Below are 16,385 nucleotides of genomic sequence, written 5' to 3' on the forward strand. Positions count from 1 at the left end.
GTGAGCGAAGAACACGAGTCCTTGGACTCCCGCCCCGACTTCGATGAGAACAACGTCTGGAGCGTCAAGCGCTTCACATCGGCCCGCAACGCGCTGAAGTTCTACCGCGTGATGGCGCTCATCACCGGCACGATGCTGCTCATCCTCACGGTCGAGATGATCTACAAGTACCTCATCGCCGCGGACGCCGAGACCGCCCTGAACTTCGGCGGCTTCAACCTCGCCGCGGCCATCGCGATCTGCCACGGCTGGTGCTACGTCGTCTACCTCATCGGCTGCTTCTGGCTCAACCAGCAGATGCGCTGGAGCCTCGGCCGCTATCTCATCCTCGCCCTGGCCGGAGTCGTGCCCGTGATGTCGTTCATCCTGGAACGCCGCATCCACCGCCAGGTCGACGCCGAACTCGAAGCCGCCGTCGTCGTCGCCCCCAAGTCCTGAGAGGGACCCCGCCTTCGCCGAGGAGGCCCGCCGACCCGCGGTCATCCGCGGTGGCGAAACCGGCCCGATTCACCCTCACCGAGGCGGCCCGCCGACACGCGCGCATCCGCCCTGCGAGTGGAGCACGACCCGAATTCGGGCGTCTGGTCGGCGACGCTTAGAATTGGATCATGACGCAATCCCAGAGCACGCAGGTGCCCCCCGTCCTCGTCGTCGACTTCGGCGCCCAGTACGCCCAGCTCATCGCGCGCCGCATCCGCGAAGCCGGCCTGTACTCGGAGATCATCGCCCACGACGCCCCGGCGTCCGAGTTCGCCGCGAAGAACCCCGTAGCCATCGTGCTCTCCGGCGGACCCTCGAGCGTCAACGACGCCGGCGCCCCGAGCTTCGACACGTCCGTGTTCGACCTCGGAGTGCCCACGATGGGCATCTGCTACGGCTTCCAGCTCATGTCGACCGCGCTCGGCGGACGCGTGGCCAAGACCGACAAGCGCGAATACGGATCGACCCCGGTCTCCGTGTCCCAGACCGGCTCGCTGCTCGCCGAGACCCCCGAGAACTACAAGGTCTGGATGTCCCACGGAGACTCCGTCGCCGAGGCGCCCGACGGCTTCGACGTCCTCGCCTCCACCCCTGACACTCCCGTCGCGGCCTTCGAATGCGCGGCGAAGAGGTTCGCCGGCGTGCAGTGGCACCCCGAGGTCCTCCACTCGGAGAACGGGCAGAAGATCCTCGAGAACTTCCTGTTCAACGTCGCAGGCCTCACCGCCGACTGGACGAACGAATCCGTCATCGACGAGCAGGTCGAACTCATCCGCGCCCGCGTCGGCAACAAGAAGGTCATCTGCGGTCTGTCCGGCGGGGTCGACTCCTCCGTGGCCGCAGCGCTCGTCCACAAGGCCATCGGCGACCAGCTCACCTGCGTGTTCGTCGATCATGGGCTGCTGCGTCAGGACGAACGCGTCCAGGTCGAGAAGGACTACGTCGATTCGATCGGCGTCCGCCTGGTCACCGTCGATGCGCGAGAGCAGTTCCTGTCCCAGCTCGCCGGGGTCACCGACCCGGAGGAGAAGCGCAAGATCATTGGTCGCGAGTTCATCCGCACTTTTGAGACCGCTGCCGCCGACCTCGTGCTCGAGGCTCAGGAAGGCGAAGGCGAAGAGATCGCGTTCCTCGTCCAGGGCACGCTTTACCCCGATGTCGTCGAATCCGGCGGCGGGTCGGGCACCGCGAACATCAAGAGCCACCACAATGTCGGCGGCCTGCCCGATGACATCCAGTTCCAGCTCATCGAACCCCTGCGCGCCCTGTTCAAGGACGAGGTCCGCGCCATCGGCCGCGAACTCGGCGTGCCCGAGGTCATCGTCTCCCGTCAGCCGTTCCCCGGCCCCGGACTGGGCATCCGCATCATCGGCGAGGTCACCGAGGAGCGCCTGAACATCCTGCGCAAGGCCGATGCGATCGCCCGCGCAGAGCTGACGAAGGCCGGCCTCGACGGAGAGATCTGGCAGTGCCCGGTCGTGCTCCTGGCCGACGTCCGCTCCGTCGGCGTCCAGGGCGACGGCCGCACCTACGGCCACCCCGTCGTGCTGCGCCCGGTCTCGAGCGAGGACGCGATGACCGCTGACTGGACGCGCATCCCCTACGATGTGCTCTCCGTGATCTCCAACCGCATCACCAACGAGGTCGACGACATCAACCGCGTCGTCCTCGACGTCACCTCGAAGCCTCCGGGCACGATCGAATGGGAGTGATCCTCCGCGACCGTTGAGGGGGCACTGCGCACGTGAACGTGCGGGACACCCTCGCCGAGGCGGCCTCGACCGCGACCCCGAATACCGCTCCTGAACACCGTTCAGTTACAGTGGGAGGGTGCTCGAGGCCGCCTCGGGCGTCCCCGATCCCGTCGGGGAGGATCACGACCAATGGAGTACTCATGACACCGACCCACAGCACCACCTCGGCGGGGATCACCCGTCCTCGCTCGGCCGGCAGCGATATCGCTCTCGTCGCGGTCTTCGCGGCGATGCTCGCGGCCTTTGCGATGATGCCTCCTGTTCCGGTGGGTCCTCTCGGTGTGCCGATCACTCTGCAGACCTTCGCGATCGCCCTGTGTGGGATGGTGCTCGGACCCTGGCGCGGATTCGCAGCCACCCTGCTCTACGTCGTCCTCGGTCTCGTCGGACTCCCGATCTTCTCGGGAATGCGCGGCGGAATCGGCGTGCTCGCGGGACCAAGTGCCGGCTATATCCTCTCCTTCGCGCTCTATGCTCTCCTCGCCGGACTCATCGCCCGCTGGGCCGTGCGCCGTTTCAGCGGAATGAAGCTCGGTGTGGTGCTGTTCCTCGGCGGCTTCGGCGGCAGTCTCCTGCTCAACCACCCGCTGGGCATTCTCGGCATGTCGATCAACGGCGATCTGCCGCTCGGCGTGGCTGCGGTCGCGGACCTCGCCTACTGGCCCGGTGACATTGTGAAGAACATCCTGGCCGCCTCGGTGGCGGTGCTCATCCACCGCGCATTCCCCGATGTGCTGCGCCGTCGCGGCATCAGCGTCGAATCGGTGTCGGCCGGGCGGGCGCAGGGCGCGAAGTGACACGTGAGATCCGGTTGAGCGACGTCGGCGTCGGAGTCCTCGACGACGGACCCGACGGCGATGTCGTGCGCCCGATCCTCCAAGACGTCAATCTCACCCTCACCGAGGATGTCGTCGCCGTCATCGGTGCCAACGGCTCGGGGAAGTCGACCCTGCTGCAGATGTTCAACGGGCTGGTCACAGCGAACGCCGGAGAGGTCCTCGTCGACGGTTTCGACCCGCGCCGGCAGGCGGCGAAGGTGCGCTCAATGGTCGGCTTCGTCTTCACCGATCCGGCCGCGCAGCTGGTCATGCCCACCCCGATCGAGGACATCGAACTGTCCCTGCGCAAGTCCGTGCCCAAGCGCGAACGGCGGGCCGCGGCACTGGCGGTGCTCGACGAGCTCGGCGTCGCCGACCTGGCCGAGCGCAGCGTCTACGAACTCTCCGGCGGTCAGCGTCAGCTCGTGGCACTGGCCGCGGTGCTTGCGGTGGATCCGCAGATCCTCGTCCTCGACGAGCCGACGACCCTGCTCGACCTGCGCAACAAGGAGCGGCTGCGCGTGCATCTCCAGGAGCTCGTGGCCAGGCGCGGGGTGCGCATCATCCTCACCACCCATGACCTCGAGTTCGCGCAGATCGCCCAGCGCGCGATCGTTGTCGACGACGGTCGGATCGTGGCTGATGCCGCCCCTGCCGAGGCGGTCGCCGCCTACCGGACTCTCATCATGAGCGATACGCCATGACCCAGGCGGTGACGTGGCGGAAGAACGCCGGCATCAAGGCTCGGCCGCAGCTCTTCGGGAAGGTGGCGCATCCTCGGGGATGGCTGCATTCAGTGCCGACGGGAGTGAAGCTGGCGGTGATCGCCGTCATCGGCATCGTCGCGCTCATCTTCCGCGATGCGGCGATCAACTGGTCGATGTTCGCCGCTCTCGTCGTCCTCGGCTTCACCGCCCGGCTGCGGTTGAGGTACTTTCTGCGCACGTGGATCTACGTGGCGGTGCTCGTCGCCATCGTCATGGGACTGCAGTACCTATTCGGGTCCATGGAGTCGGGGTTGGCTGTCGGCGGGACCGTGTTCGCCTGTGTGCAGGCGGCACTGATCCTCACCCTGACGACATCGGTCGCGCAGCTGCTCGACACGTTCACCACTCTGGTCTCACCTCTGCGCTTCGTCGGCGCGACCCCCGAAACGATCGCGCTGACCGCGAGTCTCATGGTGCGCGCGATCTCGCATATCTCCGGTCTGCTCGGGGAAGCCGAACGCGCCGCCCGCGCCAGGGGACTGGACTCGAGCCTCAAAGCCCGAGTGGTGCCGGCGATCCTGCGGTCGGTCAAGTATGCACAGGACACCGGACGGGCACTCGACGCCCGCGGCATCGTGGACTGAGCTCGTAGTGCGAACCGCTGTTGTGGTCAGCGGACGCGGTATCGTGTCGTGGCCAGTGCAGTAGTTTGCTCCCAGGCAGACTGAGGCCCGTGATCTCCTGCTCCAGATACGTTCACTGTGGGAGGGGCTCTGCCCTACTGGGGCTAATGGAGGTCGACGCAAGTCGCCGCGATGGGGTTGTGACTTACGAAACAAAATGGCCGCCGCGAATCGCAGTAGGTACGGGCGATGACTAAGCGGAACGACCTGTGAACCCGCATCGAGCACAAGTTCCTTCGCGTTGCGGGGCGGCTGGGGCGGCACCAGTCATCGACGCTTCGGGGCTCAAGATGCAGTCGGTCGCTGTGGGCGGGAGACTAGGCGGCGGTGCACCACAACGCCACGATGCGCATCGCCGGATAGTGGGAGGCATGATGAGTGACAATCCACGACATGAAACCCAACAGAGCATCATCAATTCTGTTACACAGCTGCGATCGTTACCAACAGTCGAGTACGGGTAACAGCCTGCTTTTATTGTGAACTAACGGCTCGCGTAGCCATTTCTTAAAAATTACATTTTCGCAACATGTGACGTTGTCGGGATGCTGTGGTTGCAGAGCTGTGAGCCCCTCGATAGCGTGATTGACGTCATATCCCCTGACAGATAGATAATAACGTTGAGGATCCCCAAAGCAATGCGCACACGAGCACTCTGCGCTGTCCCTCTCGCCTGCGCACTCGCGCTTATCAGCCTGCGCCCCGCGCACGCCAACTCGACTGCCAATCAAGGGGAACCGCAGTCAGCAGGCTCTACGTCCACACTGACCGAAAAACGATCCGAGGGCGCTGTCGAATACACCGACGGTCAATCTTCGGTCAAGATCCTTGAGCCGGACGGTTCAAAAGCTGAGTCTGCCAGCCCGGAGGCAAAAGGCCGTTACGTAGGTTGCCATCTCAAAGTCCATTATGTCCACGGCTCACATCATGTGAAAGGAACGATCAACGGAACTGCCACTGTGAACTGCAAATATGGCGGCGGAGGAAAGGCAAGCGTTTCGTCCCTCGGGTTGAGCTATTCGTTGATTCGTGTAAGCCCAAACAACAAACAGTGGGCCGCCGGCATGGTCAACAACTCAAACAAGTCAAAGATCGCGAACAACCGGGGAGTCCCCTGCAGCGAAGGGGCAGGACGATTCCAGGGCTGGGCCCGGGCCGAAATGACGCCGCCGAAGGGTTATAAGATGTCAACCCCGCCAACAAAGAAGGAATATGGGAAGACGAAATGGGTGGGATGTGGCGACGATGGTGATCCGCAATCTTCAAGCAAGGGTGTGAGCGAAGAGATTACGGTCACCTTTGCTCCAATCGACTGAAACGGATCGAAATGAGAACCCACGAAACAGTTCATTCCGAATGCTCCTACGTGGATGACGAGCCGACGTACAGAGTCAACTTCTGGGAAGGCGATGGAACAACTGCTTGGAGGCTCCAGGCCTTCGTCCTCTCCGACGTCGACAATGTGCGGGAAGCATTGGACTGGGTTAAGAGACATGAGAACGGGCGCCCTGCTGAACTGTTCGTTGAGATCGACAATGAAGAAATCCATCCGTTCGACACCCCACGGCAAACTGATCTGATTCGTCTATACGGTGCCAATCCGAACGAGAGCCTAGAGCAGGTCACGATCGGGGCCTACAGCTGACAAGCCGTCGTCGCACTGTTTGACAGAGCGGTCCGCGTCGAAAGGCACGGACCGCTCGCTTCTGTTCACCCGTGCGTCGCACTTGGCAACTGCCTCCGCCACAGAGGCGTGTGAGATTCAGCCGGCCTTGAGTCGGGACTCAGCGGACCATCCGGTGTGAGGAGTAGCCTCGGCGAGAGACGGGGCGAACCCCGTCCGAACCGAAGGAGACATGATGACCGGCGCCGAGAACACTGTCCTGTTGGCCATGGATTTCCAGAACGGCATCGCCGGAGACGACGCTTTCGCCTCAACCGGAGTGCTCGAACGTGCACGGGACGCCGTCGCCGCGGCCCGCGGAAACAACATCCCCGTCGTCTGGGTGCGAGTGGCCCTGCGCGAAGGACATCCGGAACTGGCCGCAACGGCATCGTTTGCGCAGATCGCCGCCCACGGCGACGTCGACGAAACCCACGCCTCGACGAGCATCCATGAAACCCTCGACCGGCATCAGGGTGAGCCGATCGTGACCAAGCGTCGCATCAGCGCCTTCACCGGCAGCGATCTCGAGGTGCTGCTGCGCGGCTACGGGGCCTCGTCTCTCGTGCTCGCCGGAGTCGCCACGAGCGGTGTCGTGCTCTCGACAGTGCGTCAGGCCGCCGATCTCGACTTCGAACTCACAGTGCTCTCCGACGCCTGCGCCGACCGCGACCCCGAGGTCCACACGGTGCTCACCGAGAAGGTGTTCCCGAAGCAGGCGACAGTGACGACTGTCCAGGACTGGACTGCTGGCCTCGGCTGAGTGCGGCTTGCCCGTTTACGCCTAATGCTCACCTCAGCGTCGAACGCACGCCGTATGGCTTGATACAGAGACGGCAACATGAGCGGTCGGCGAACTCGGCGAATCAAGTGGACCCTCGCGCCTCAACCTTCATCAGGGTGGACGTTATAGAAGATATCGCCCGACGCGGCGGTGAATACGTGGCCGCTGAACCCCGACCTGATGCCTGTGGTCGTCGTTCTCCCTCCGAACTTCAGCACCGGTAGATAGTCATAGAACGCCTTCTGCAGGTTGTCTTTGGCTGAGACGGCCCTATCACTACTAGGTGCATGGATTACTTTGTCGAATGCGTCTTCGATTTCGGGGCTATCTGTCCAACCAGGCCATACAGGGTCGAAGAACACCTGAGTCAGTGGAGTCGAAGTCGGTGAGAAACCGGTGATGAAGATTTCGTAACTTGATTCGTCGGTCCTGTTCTGAAGGACAGTGGCCCAGTCCGTGACGATCAGTCGCGATTTGATTCCGACCTCATTGAGTTCCTGGTTCATCACTACGGCATTGTTGTAGTGCTCTTCGTACTCGCGGGAGGTGAGAATTCGGACTGGCTCTCCGTTGTAATCAGCCTTCTTGAGCAGTTCAGCAACTCGTTCAGGATTAGGATTGTTGTATTCGCTCAAGCCTTCGTTCGAGTACCATTCGGAGGACTTCGGCATCAGCGCGCCGTTCGTGTCGAAGAGTTTGTCTTGAGAGAAGGCTGCCTTCTGGACGTCGTCGATGTTTGTCGCGGCCAACACCGCACGGCGCATATTCGGGTCAGACATCACACCGGTCTTCTTGTTGAAGATCGCTGAGTTAAAACCATTATCTCCGGTTGTGACGGAGATATTGTCGTCGCCCTCAAGCATGTCGATGTTGTCCGGAGGTAGAGCGTTCGCCGCATCGTATTCGCCTGTTTGAAGGCCTGACATTCTCGTGGAAGGGTCGTTGACGAAATAGAAGAAGATGTTGTCGAAGGCGGCTCGCTTCTGACCCGCAGTCCCATCTGCCTTTCCTTCAGGCGATATATAATCGTCAAATCGGGCCAACTGAACGTACTGATCAGTGTTCCATTTCTTCATCATGTACGGACCGGTTCCGATAAATTCCTTGACTGGGTCAGATCCAGCCTCGCCAAGAATTTCTTTGGGCTGGATACCGGGCAGCTGTCCCTGATCGGCCAAGAGAGTCAATGCGATGAAGAGTGGATCGGGCAATCGGACTTCGACTTCGTCCTTGGCCGGCGACGATACCTCTGCTTTAGAAAAGAACAACTGTCCAACAGACGCCTTCTCAATCCAGGCGTTGAGCGAGGCCACAACATCGGAAGCTTCCATCATCGAACCATCGTGGAATTTCACGTCGCTGCGGAGTTTGAACCGTACGAGCGTTCCGTCATCGGATAGCGACACTGACTTTGCCAAAACAGGTTTGACTTTGTTTTCAGAGTCGAGCGTGATGAGAGGCTCGAAGAAGTTGCGCGCAATGTCTCGCGTCGCCGTTGACGTTGTCATCAGGGGGTCGAGGGTCGGAGGCTGTGCATTCCAAGCAATGGTGAAGTTATTGCCATCTCCTCGTTGGGCATCCCCCAGGCCACCGCCCATGCAGGCCGAGAGTGGCAATGACAGTGCCAGAATTGCACATAGGAGAACTCGTCTCATTCTGCATCTCCCTGCTGAGCTGTTGAGTTGCTGGCGAATACGGGGCGGCCCTGGGACGTGGTCCCTAATTGCCCTTGATCGATGAGTTGCTCGCCATTGATGAATAGATGGACAACACCTTGCGCAGTACCAACCGGGACAGGGTCGGCATGAGGCTCTGCGGCAGATAGGTCGAAGACGACGATATCGGCGTCGGCCCCTACACCAAGGTGGCCCTTGGACTCGAAACTGGGAGCAGTTCTACTGAGAATACGCGAGGGAATTTCGCTGGAACGCGAGATGACTTCACTCAAACTCATAGCATGGGTGTCCCGGTGTAACCAGGTGAGTGCCCGGATGAAACAGGAGCCGCTTCTCGGATGTACCGCGAAACCTGTTGGTACAGGCAATGTAGTGGGGAAGCGGGTTTTAGAATCTGCACGATCTATAGCCGTCAGCGGCATGGCATCAGAGGCAAAAGCAGCTCCCGGAAACGATAACGTCGACATCAGTTCGTCGACACCTGCCGATTGGCCCGGACCATAGTATTGGATGAGGCACAGTCCGCCAGGGTCCTGGTCTCTCAACTCAGCTAGCCTCGAATAGGTGGCGACCTTCTCGTTCAGAGGCAGATAGGTGATGGTGGATGCCAGTGTGTCGCTGCTTTCGAGAATTTCTGGAGAAAGGAAGTCCGCACCGATGACTGTCGAGGCGAACTCGAACGGATACGATTCGGTGGTGATAGGCAGGCCGTGTTCGATCGCCGCTTTCAGAAGGTTAGCCGGTCCATTTCCGGCACCGGCGCTCGAACTCGCGAAGTGACAGATGTGAATCTGTACACCCGTGCGCTCGCAGAGCTCGATGAGCTCAGCGACTGACTCATCAGCTGAGTGATCTGCGACGTTTGCACCGTAGCGGACGTGAACAAACAGTGGAGCGCGGCGTTTTGCAGCCATTTCCGCAAGTGCCTGAAGCTCCACTGAGTCGACCGCCGGAGCATAGCCCAGCAAGACGCCGACTCCGATGGCACCTTGGTCCAGCTGTTCCGCAACGAGGTCGATGATTGCGTCTATCTGTTTTGCAGTCGCCGGTTTCTGCCAGCACTGTTTGGCCTGCAGCGCGCCGAAGATATCGAGGGGGAGTGTGGGTAGATCTTCGACAGCTGAGGAGCTCATGCCCTCCATGACGATCATGCGTGACAACAGCCACGACGCGGAGTAGCCGTAATTGAGCGAGCGGCCCTCAGCCTCGGCTGCATTGAGAGAATGCAGAAATGGAGCAGCACCGCATTCGAGCTCGAGACTTGTGGTTACTCCATCGAATGCCTGCAACAGATGGCCGATCTGATTCTGTGCGTGTGAATGGAGGTCGATAAATCCGGGAGATACGACAAGTCCCGCGGCATCGATCGTGTGTTCTGCTGGAACTGTATTGGGACCGACATGTACGATCTGGCCATCGGTGATGCCGACTGCGAGAACGTCGTCGATGCCGTTGCGGGGATCTACCACGCGCCCACCGATGATAAGAGTCTGGCATTGTGATGTCATGGGGGAGGCTTCCTTTCAAGCTCTTCAATCAGCTGATGTGTGGGAAACGGTTGGCCTGCGCAGTGGTGTCGATCGTCGGAGCAACCGCCCAGGAGCCAATTCGGTCCTCAACGCGTTTGGCTATCTCAAGCAACCGACCTTCGCTTCGAAACCGGCCGATGATCTGAAGCCCAACGGGTAGCCCAGAATCGGTGAAGCCTACGGGTACTGAGACCGCAGGATGATTGGTTGTCGTGATAATGCTTGGCAACGTCATCCATTCGAGATAGTCGGACATCGTCTCGCCGTTAATAGTGCGCGGGTAACGCATCTCAGCTGCGAACGGCGGCACCTGCACAGTCGGTGTTATCAGCACGTCGTAGTTCTGTAGGAAGTCAGCCATCGACGACCACGTCTGAGCTTGACCGAGCAATGCAGACGAAGCCTCTTCCCCGGTTACCTGTCGACCGACTTCAACATTCCACAGAGCGTCGTCCTTCATCTCAGCCTTGTGTTCGTCGGACAGGGGCCCTAGGGTCGCCAGCATCTGCAGGCCACGTAGGGTGCGAAAGGACTCCTTCGCAAAAGGGAGGCTGGGATGCGTGTTCTTGATGCGGAAATCATCCGAGCGCAATTGGTCGACTACTGCCTCTGTAATTCTTCTGACTTCCTCTTCGACTGGAAACATGCCTGAGAAGTCCAAGGTGTACGCCGCAGAGATTTGCGAAGCACCTAGCCGTGAACCGAAGTCAGAGCCCGCAACTTCCTCGAGTTCAGCGGTTTCTGTGGCAAAGGAGAAGGGATCTTTACGCGAGAAACCTGACATTGCACGCAGTAAGTGCGCGGCATCTCTCACAGTCTTTGCCATCGGTCCCTTGACTGAGAGGGAGCCATAGGAATAGCCGTTGGGAAAGTTTGGGACAGTTCCCAAAGAGGGCCGCAATCCGACAACATTGCAGAACGACGCGGGATTACGCAGCGAACCGCCTGTATCGCTGCCGTCGGCGATCGGGATCATCCGTGCTGCAAGTGCCGCCGCTGCGCCGCCGGAACTGCCTCCGGCGGAATGATTCAGGCCGTAGGGATTGCGAGTCAGGCCTGAGACCTCGTTGAAAGTGTGTGAACCGAGGCCGAACTCTGGGGTGTTGGACTTTGCGACGACGATCGCGCCAGCGTGCTTCATGCGTTCGACGACAGCATGATCGCGTGACGCAATTCTGCCAGCGAAGATCGAACTTCCCTGTGTATGGCGAAAGCCGGCAGCGGGAATGAGATCTTTGACTGCTACCGGTAGCCCGGCCAGCGGCATCTGCCGTCGTTGAGCCGGGTCGAGCTTGTCGATTCGTGAGGCTTCCGCCATGGCGCGATCCGGTTGGACGTCGAGCAGAGCATTGACGGTCGGATTCACTTTGGCAATTCGCTCGAGGAATGCGGCGACCACTTCGGTTGCGGTGATAGTACCGGCGTGGATTCTCCTTGTCAGACCGGTTGCGGTCGACCCGATTACGTCGTCCGACTGGAGTGTCTGTGTACTCATTGGGCATCGACCTCGAATTCTCGGATCCCGGTGGTGATTTCGTCGAGCATCGCGTGATCGACGGCGAAACCGATACCTGGCCCAGTGGGTACAGCAACACAGCCGCGATTCATTGTTACTTCAGGGATGATGATGTCTTTGTTCCAATAGCGTGCTGAGGGGGCGGTGTCTCCAGGCAGAGTAAATCCGGGAAGTGAGGCGATCGCCAGATTGTGTGCGCGACCGATGCCGGACTCGAGCATGCCTCCGCACCAGACGTCGATTCCCTCTTCGCGGCAGAGCGCTTCGATGTCTTTTGCTTCACTGATTCCTCCGACTCGTCCGATCTTGATGTTGATGATGCGGCAGCTTCCCAACTCGATTGCTTTGCGGGCATCGCTAAGAGAATGGATGCTCTCATCGAGGCAGATCGGAGTCCTCAGTGCTTGCTGGAGGTGGCGGTGATCGACGATGTCATCATGTGCCAGGGGCTGTTCGATCATCATCAAGTCGAGCGTATCCAGCTGGCGGAGGTGATCGAGGTCGGCCAGATTGTAGGCGTTGTTGGCGTCAGCCATCAGCGGGACATCCGGAAATTCTGCTCTCACTGCCCGGAGGAACGGCAGGTCTGCACCGGGTTTGATCTTGATCTTGATCCGAGCAAAACCTTCGTCGATGGCGTGAGACACAACATCCACTAGTTCGGTCGGAGAGTCGTTGATACCGATACTGATTCCGACGTCTACGGCATGTTTCGATCCGCCGATGGCGCTGGCCAGGGAGGCACCTTGCATTTTCGCCCATAGGTCCCAAACGGCACCTTCGACGGCTGCTTTAGCCATGTTGTTGCGTTTGATCGGGGCCAAACGTTCCCGGACCTCGTCTGGGTGTGAAATGTCGGCTCCTCTGAGTAGAGGAATCAAAAGTTCAGTGACGGCCAGTTCGCACCCTGACGTATATTCCTCCGAGTAGTACGGGTAGGCGAATGCTCCGCATTCGCCGTATCCGGTGATATCTGCCGAGGTTGCTTCGACGATGAGGAAGTCACGGTTTGTCTGTGTGGAGAAGCTTGTGGTGAACGGGGTGATGAGGTTGAGGCTTGCCCGGCGGACGGTGATCTTTTCGATAATCAATGGTGTCAGGCCTTCGCTGAAGTTCGTAGGGACGGATGATGGATCGGGACGGAGGATAAGAGTCGTTTGGTGTATTCGTGCTGCGGGGCAGCGAAGAGATTTGGCGTATCGGCTTCTTCGACAATTCGGCCGTGGTACATGACTCCGACTCGGTGAGAGAGATATCGGACGACAGACATATCGTGAGTGATGAACAGGTAGGAGAGGCCGAGATCGGCCTGTAGCTTTCGCAACAGATTGAGGATTTGAGCCTGAATCGAAACGTCAAGCGCAGAAACGGGTTCGTCACAGATGATGATCTTGGGGTTGACGACCAGTGCCCGAGCGATTCCGATGCGTTGCCGTTGGCCCCCAGAGAATTCGTGAGGGTAACGCTCTGCATGTTCGTCTGAGAACCCCACCGCGTTCAACGCCTCATCGACCTTTGTCCGCAATACTGAAGGATCCTTTTCTCCGACGATGCGTAACGCCTCTTCGAGGATTCCTCGGATCCGTCGTCTGGGATTGAGGGAAGAGTAGGGGTCCTGGAATATCATCTGGACGTCTCGATTAGCTCGGGCAGTCGTCTGCACGGCGGTAGATCCATCGGCAGCTCTGACTGTGACATGGCCAGAGGTCGGCGTGATGAGCCCTTGCAACATCCGACCGGTAGTCGACTTTCCGGATCCCGATTCTCCGACGAGAGCGTAAGTCTGTCCCGCGTTCAGGGACAGACTGACATCGTCGACCGCGCGGTTTTCGGAAGTGGTGCGCCCCAGGAAGGATCTCGTCGAGAAGGTTTTGGACAAGTGGTGTGCTTCGAGTACCGATTGCTCAGATTTCATCGGACGCCTCCGTTTGACATTGAGGCCCCGATGGCGAGTTCTTCGCTGCGAATGCAACGTGATGCGTGGTCGTCGGACAGGACTTCGAGTTCGATGGTCTGTTGCCGGCATTCTGGAAGCACCAATGCACAGCGCTCTGCGAAGCGGCATCCCTGTGGAATGTGATGCAGTGTGGGGACTGCTCCGGGAATGATAGGCAGATCGACTTCGGGATCTGCGTCGACGCCAGGGGTCGACCCCATCAGCCCACGGGTGTAAGGATGGGCAGGATTGTTGAACAAGGTGTGAACATCGGTGTATTCGACGACTTCGCCGAGGTACATGACTACCACCCGATCGCAGATCTCGGCCACGACCCCGAGGTCGTGGGTGATGAAGAGAATCCCCGCATCGAATTCATCTTTGAGTTCGATGAGGAGCTTGAGGATCTGGGCCTGGGTCGTAACGTCCAATGCTGTAGTCGGCTCGTCGGCGATGAGCAGCTCGGGTTCGCAAGAAAGTGCCATTGCGATCATGACTCGTTGACGTTGCCCGCCGGAAAGTTGGTGAGGATACTGTCGCATGCGGCGCCCTGGTTCGGGTATACCTGTCTTTTCGAGTAACTCGACTGCGAGTGCGCGTGCACGTCGCTTCCCAATCCTTTTGTGGACGAGGATGGCTTCCGTGAGCTGGTCGCCGATGGTGAACACAGGATTGAGTGCGCTCATTGGGTCTTGGAATATCATCGAGATCCTATTGCCGCGGATCTTGCGCAACGCGTCTTCATTGAGGCGAAGGAGGTTGTCTCCACCGAAGAGGATCTGGCCCGAATAGCTTGTCGATGAGGGGTCGAGCAACTGCAGAATCGATTCGGCGGTCACACTCTTCCCGCAGCCCGATTCTCCGACAATGCCGACAACCTCACCGGGTGCGATGGAGAAAGATACTCCGTCGACAGCTGTGACGTTGCCGCGTTCTGTGTCGAAGCTGGTCCTTAGATCGACGACTTCCAACAGACTGTTCATTTTTAAGCTCACTTTCTGCGGTTGTAAGTCGGATCGAGCAGATCGCGGAGACCGTCGCCGAGCAGGTTGACGGCAAGGATCGTGGACATGATGAAGGCCCCCGGAAACACGGTCATCCACCAGGCGTTGTAGATGAGCGTTTTTCCGTCAAGAAGCATGTTTCCCCAGCTGGGTGCGGGTGGCGGAACCCCTGCACCGAGGAAGCTCAGAGCGGCCTCTGTGATGATCGAGTCCGCGAATACGAAAGTTGCTTGGACGATGAGTGGAGAAAGGACGTTGGGCAAGATGTTGATCCAAAGTATCCGGAAGAGCGACGCTCCTTGCGACCGCAGTGCCTCGACGTATGTCTGTTCTTTGGCGACGAGCGCGGCGGATCGGACAATCCTTGCGACATAAGGAGTGAAGACGATACTCAGGGCGATGATCACATTTGAGGTCTGCTGCCCCATCGCCGCCATGATGGCGATTGCGAGGAGGATTGCTGGAAAAGCCATCAATCCGTCGGAGATCCGCATGAGGATCGCATCAGCAATCCGGTTGTAAGCAGCGAACAGGCCCACGACTGCACCGAGCACTGAAGTAATGAATGCTGTCACGGCACCCACCAGCAACGATACTCTCGCCCCCGCGACGGCTCTTGCCAGAATATCGCGACCATAGTTGTCAGTGCCGAACGGATGTTGAAGGCTCGGAGACGCCAGTCGCTCGGAAGGGTTGAGCGATAGTGGATCGCCGGCGATTAGTGGGCCGATCACGGCAATGAGGAAGATGGCGACGAGCACGATCCCGCCAGTGATTGCCAACTTATGGGCGCCGAACCGTTTCATGAACATCGAACGCCGAGAGTAGGTCTTGTTGAATCGATTGAGCGAACCGATCGTCATGGTGTCCGTCATGATGGTCCTCCTCAGGAAAGTCTCACGCGCGGGTCGAGGACGCTGTAGAGAACGTCGACGAGGAAATTGATGAGGACATAAGAGACAGCGATGACAAGGATGACTCCTTGGATGACGACGATGTCTCGGCGTTCTATGGAATTGATGATCAGCTGGCCGATTCCCGGGACGTTGAACACCGTTTCAACGACTGCGGCTCCGGCGACTAACGTACCCAGCGTCTGTCCGATAGTGGTGAGGATCGGCATGGAAGCATTACGCAGAGCATGTTTGTAAATGATCCGGTTGCCCGAGAGTCCCTTAGCCTTGGCCGTCTTCAAATATGGCTTGGACAAGGTTTCGAGCATGCTAGTGCGTGTCATTCGGGCAATCAGAGCAGCTTGCATGCTGCCGAGGGCTATCCCGGGGAGGAAGAGGTACTTCAGTGTTTCGAAGACTCCGTCCTCGAGCGGCGAGTAGCCAGCTACAGGGAGCCAGCCCAGTAGCACGGAAAATACGAGCATGAGGAAGAGGCCGAGAAGGAAACTCGGAACTGAGATTCCGAGCAGTGCACCGATCATCACTGACTGATCAGTGGCGCTACCCTGTTTGCGCGCAGCGACGATACCCGCAGGGACACCTATGAGAATCGCGATTACTTCCGCGAAGATTGCCAAGTTGATCGTCGGTGCAAGTGCGGCATGGATAACGGTGGATACGGGGAGTCCAATAAAGAACGATTGTCCGAGGTCCCCTTGCAATGCGTTGCCGACCCATGTGAAGAACTGGACATATAAAGGCTGATTCAGGCCAAGGCTTTCACGTAGGGTTTCGACCTGTGCCGGAGTAGCTTCGGGGCCCAACATCACTGCAGCTGCGTCACCGGGCATGATGTGGATGAGAAGGAAGGTGACGATCGCGACCACTATCAGCACAGGAATGAGTGCCGCAGCACGGCGCAGAAGGAATCCGGCCATATGT

At 59.4% G+C, this 16,385-nt stretch carries 16 protein-coding genes; 8 read left to right on the forward strand and 8 right to left on the reverse strand.

The window, feature by feature from the left end; all coding sequences use genetic code 11:
• The 8 genes from ACSBQT_RS08550 (at nucleotide 1) to ACSBQT_RS08585 (ending at nucleotide 6,868) form a co-directional block, all read left to right on the forward strand.
• The gene (locus ACSBQT_RS08550) at nucleotides 1-438 is read left to right on the forward strand and encodes a DUF3817 domain-containing protein (RefSeq protein ID WP_172170792.1); all 438 of its coding nucleotides are present in this window, start codon (nucleotides 1-3) and stop codon (nucleotides 436-438) included.
• Between the two features lie 170 nt (nucleotides 439-608).
• The gene (guaA, locus tag ACSBQT_RS08555) at nucleotides 609-2,192 is read left to right on the forward strand and encodes a glutamine-hydrolyzing GMP synthase (protein WP_139908708.1); all 1,584 of its coding nucleotides are present in this window, start codon (nucleotides 609-611) and stop codon (nucleotides 2,190-2,192) included.
• 182 nt (nucleotides 2,193-2,374) lie between these two features.
• Nucleotides 2,375-3,031, forward strand: a complete 657-nt coding sequence (locus ACSBQT_RS08560; RefSeq protein WP_435001512.1) for a biotin transporter BioY — start codon at nucleotides 2,375-2,377, stop codon at nucleotides 3,029-3,031.
• The gene (locus ACSBQT_RS08565; RefSeq protein ID WP_435001515.1) at nucleotides 3,028-3,756 is read left to right on the forward strand and encodes an energy-coupling factor ABC transporter ATP-binding protein; all 729 of its coding nucleotides are present in this window, start codon (nucleotides 3,028-3,030) and stop codon (nucleotides 3,754-3,756) included. The genes ACSBQT_RS08560 and ACSBQT_RS08565 overlap by 4 nt, the downstream gene beginning before the upstream one ends.
• Nucleotides 3,753-4,403: an energy-coupling factor transporter transmembrane component T family protein gene (locus ACSBQT_RS08570; protein WP_435001517.1), complete on the forward strand. Its 651-nt coding sequence runs from the start codon at nucleotides 3,753-3,755 to the stop codon at nucleotides 4,401-4,403. The genes ACSBQT_RS08565 and ACSBQT_RS08570 overlap by 4 nt, the downstream gene beginning before the upstream one ends.
• Before the next feature lie 677 nt (nucleotides 4,404-5,080).
• Nucleotides 5,081-5,758: a hypothetical protein gene (locus ACSBQT_RS08575; protein ID WP_435001519.1), complete on the forward strand. Its 678-nt coding sequence runs from the start codon at nucleotides 5,081-5,083 to the stop codon at nucleotides 5,756-5,758.
• A gap of 11 nt (nucleotides 5,759-5,769) precedes the next feature.
• Nucleotides 5,770-6,087, forward strand: a complete 318-nt coding sequence (locus tag ACSBQT_RS08580; protein ID WP_410708473.1) for a hypothetical protein — start codon at nucleotides 5,770-5,772, stop codon at nucleotides 6,085-6,087.
• 211 nt (nucleotides 6,088-6,298) lie between these two features.
• Nucleotides 6,299-6,868, forward strand: coding sequence for a cysteine hydrolase family protein (locus ACSBQT_RS08585; RefSeq protein ID WP_410708472.1), 570 nt, complete (start codon nucleotides 6,299-6,301; stop codon nucleotides 6,866-6,868).
• A 122-nt stretch (nucleotides 6,869-6,990) separates the two neighbouring features.
• On the opposite strand, the gene ACSBQT_RS08590 is transcribed toward ACSBQT_RS08585, so the two are convergent.
• From ACSBQT_RS08590 to ACSBQT_RS08625, 8 genes are read right to left on the reverse strand one after another with little or no spacing between them, the layout of a single operon-like run.
• Complete coding sequence (locus ACSBQT_RS08590) at nucleotides 6,991-8,544, reverse strand: ABC transporter substrate-binding protein (RefSeq protein WP_435001521.1); 1,554 nt, start codon at nucleotides 8,542-8,544, stop codon at nucleotides 6,991-6,993.
• Nucleotides 8,541-10,073, reverse strand: coding sequence for an amidohydrolase family protein (locus ACSBQT_RS08595; protein WP_435001523.1), 1,533 nt, complete (start codon nucleotides 10,071-10,073; stop codon nucleotides 8,541-8,543). The genes ACSBQT_RS08590 and ACSBQT_RS08595 overlap by 4 nt, the downstream gene beginning before the upstream one ends.
• Before the next feature lie 28 nt (nucleotides 10,074-10,101).
• Nucleotides 10,102-11,589, reverse strand: a complete 1,488-nt coding sequence (locus ACSBQT_RS08600; RefSeq protein ID WP_410708469.1) for an amidase — start codon at nucleotides 11,587-11,589, stop codon at nucleotides 10,102-10,104.
• A complete protein-coding gene (menC, locus tag ACSBQT_RS08605; RefSeq protein ID WP_435001526.1) occupies nucleotides 11,586-12,701 on the reverse strand; it encodes an o-succinylbenzoate synthase in 1,116 nt (371 codons plus the stop codon). Before menC ends, ACSBQT_RS08600 begins: the two co-directional genes overlap by 4 nt.
• 5 nt (nucleotides 12,702-12,706) lie before the next feature.
• Nucleotides 12,707-13,525 (reverse strand): ATP-binding cassette domain-containing protein, encoded by an 819-nt coding sequence (locus ACSBQT_RS08610; RefSeq protein ID WP_435001529.1) that lies wholly within the window; start codon nucleotides 13,523-13,525, stop codon nucleotides 12,707-12,709.
• Nucleotides 13,522-14,529 (reverse strand): ABC transporter ATP-binding protein, encoded by a 1,008-nt coding sequence (locus ACSBQT_RS08615; protein WP_435001531.1) that lies wholly within the window; start codon nucleotides 14,527-14,529, stop codon nucleotides 13,522-13,524. The genes ACSBQT_RS08610 and ACSBQT_RS08615 overlap by 4 nt, the downstream gene beginning before the upstream one ends.
• Before the next feature lie 8 nt (nucleotides 14,530-14,537).
• Entirely contained in the window at nucleotides 14,538-15,425 is an 888-nt protein-coding gene (locus ACSBQT_RS08620) for an ABC transporter permease (protein WP_435001533.1), read from the reverse strand.
• An 11-nt stretch (nucleotides 15,426-15,436) separates the two neighbouring features.
• Nucleotides 15,437-16,381, reverse strand: coding sequence for an ABC transporter permease (locus ACSBQT_RS08625; RefSeq protein WP_410708464.1), 945 nt, complete (start codon nucleotides 16,379-16,381; stop codon nucleotides 15,437-15,439).
• Nucleotides 16,382-16,385 lie beyond the last annotated feature (4 nt).

This window comes from Brevibacterium sp. H602, from assembly GCF_051172395.1.
Lineage (GTDB): Bacteria > Actinomycetota > Actinomycetes > Actinomycetales > Brevibacteriaceae > Brevibacterium.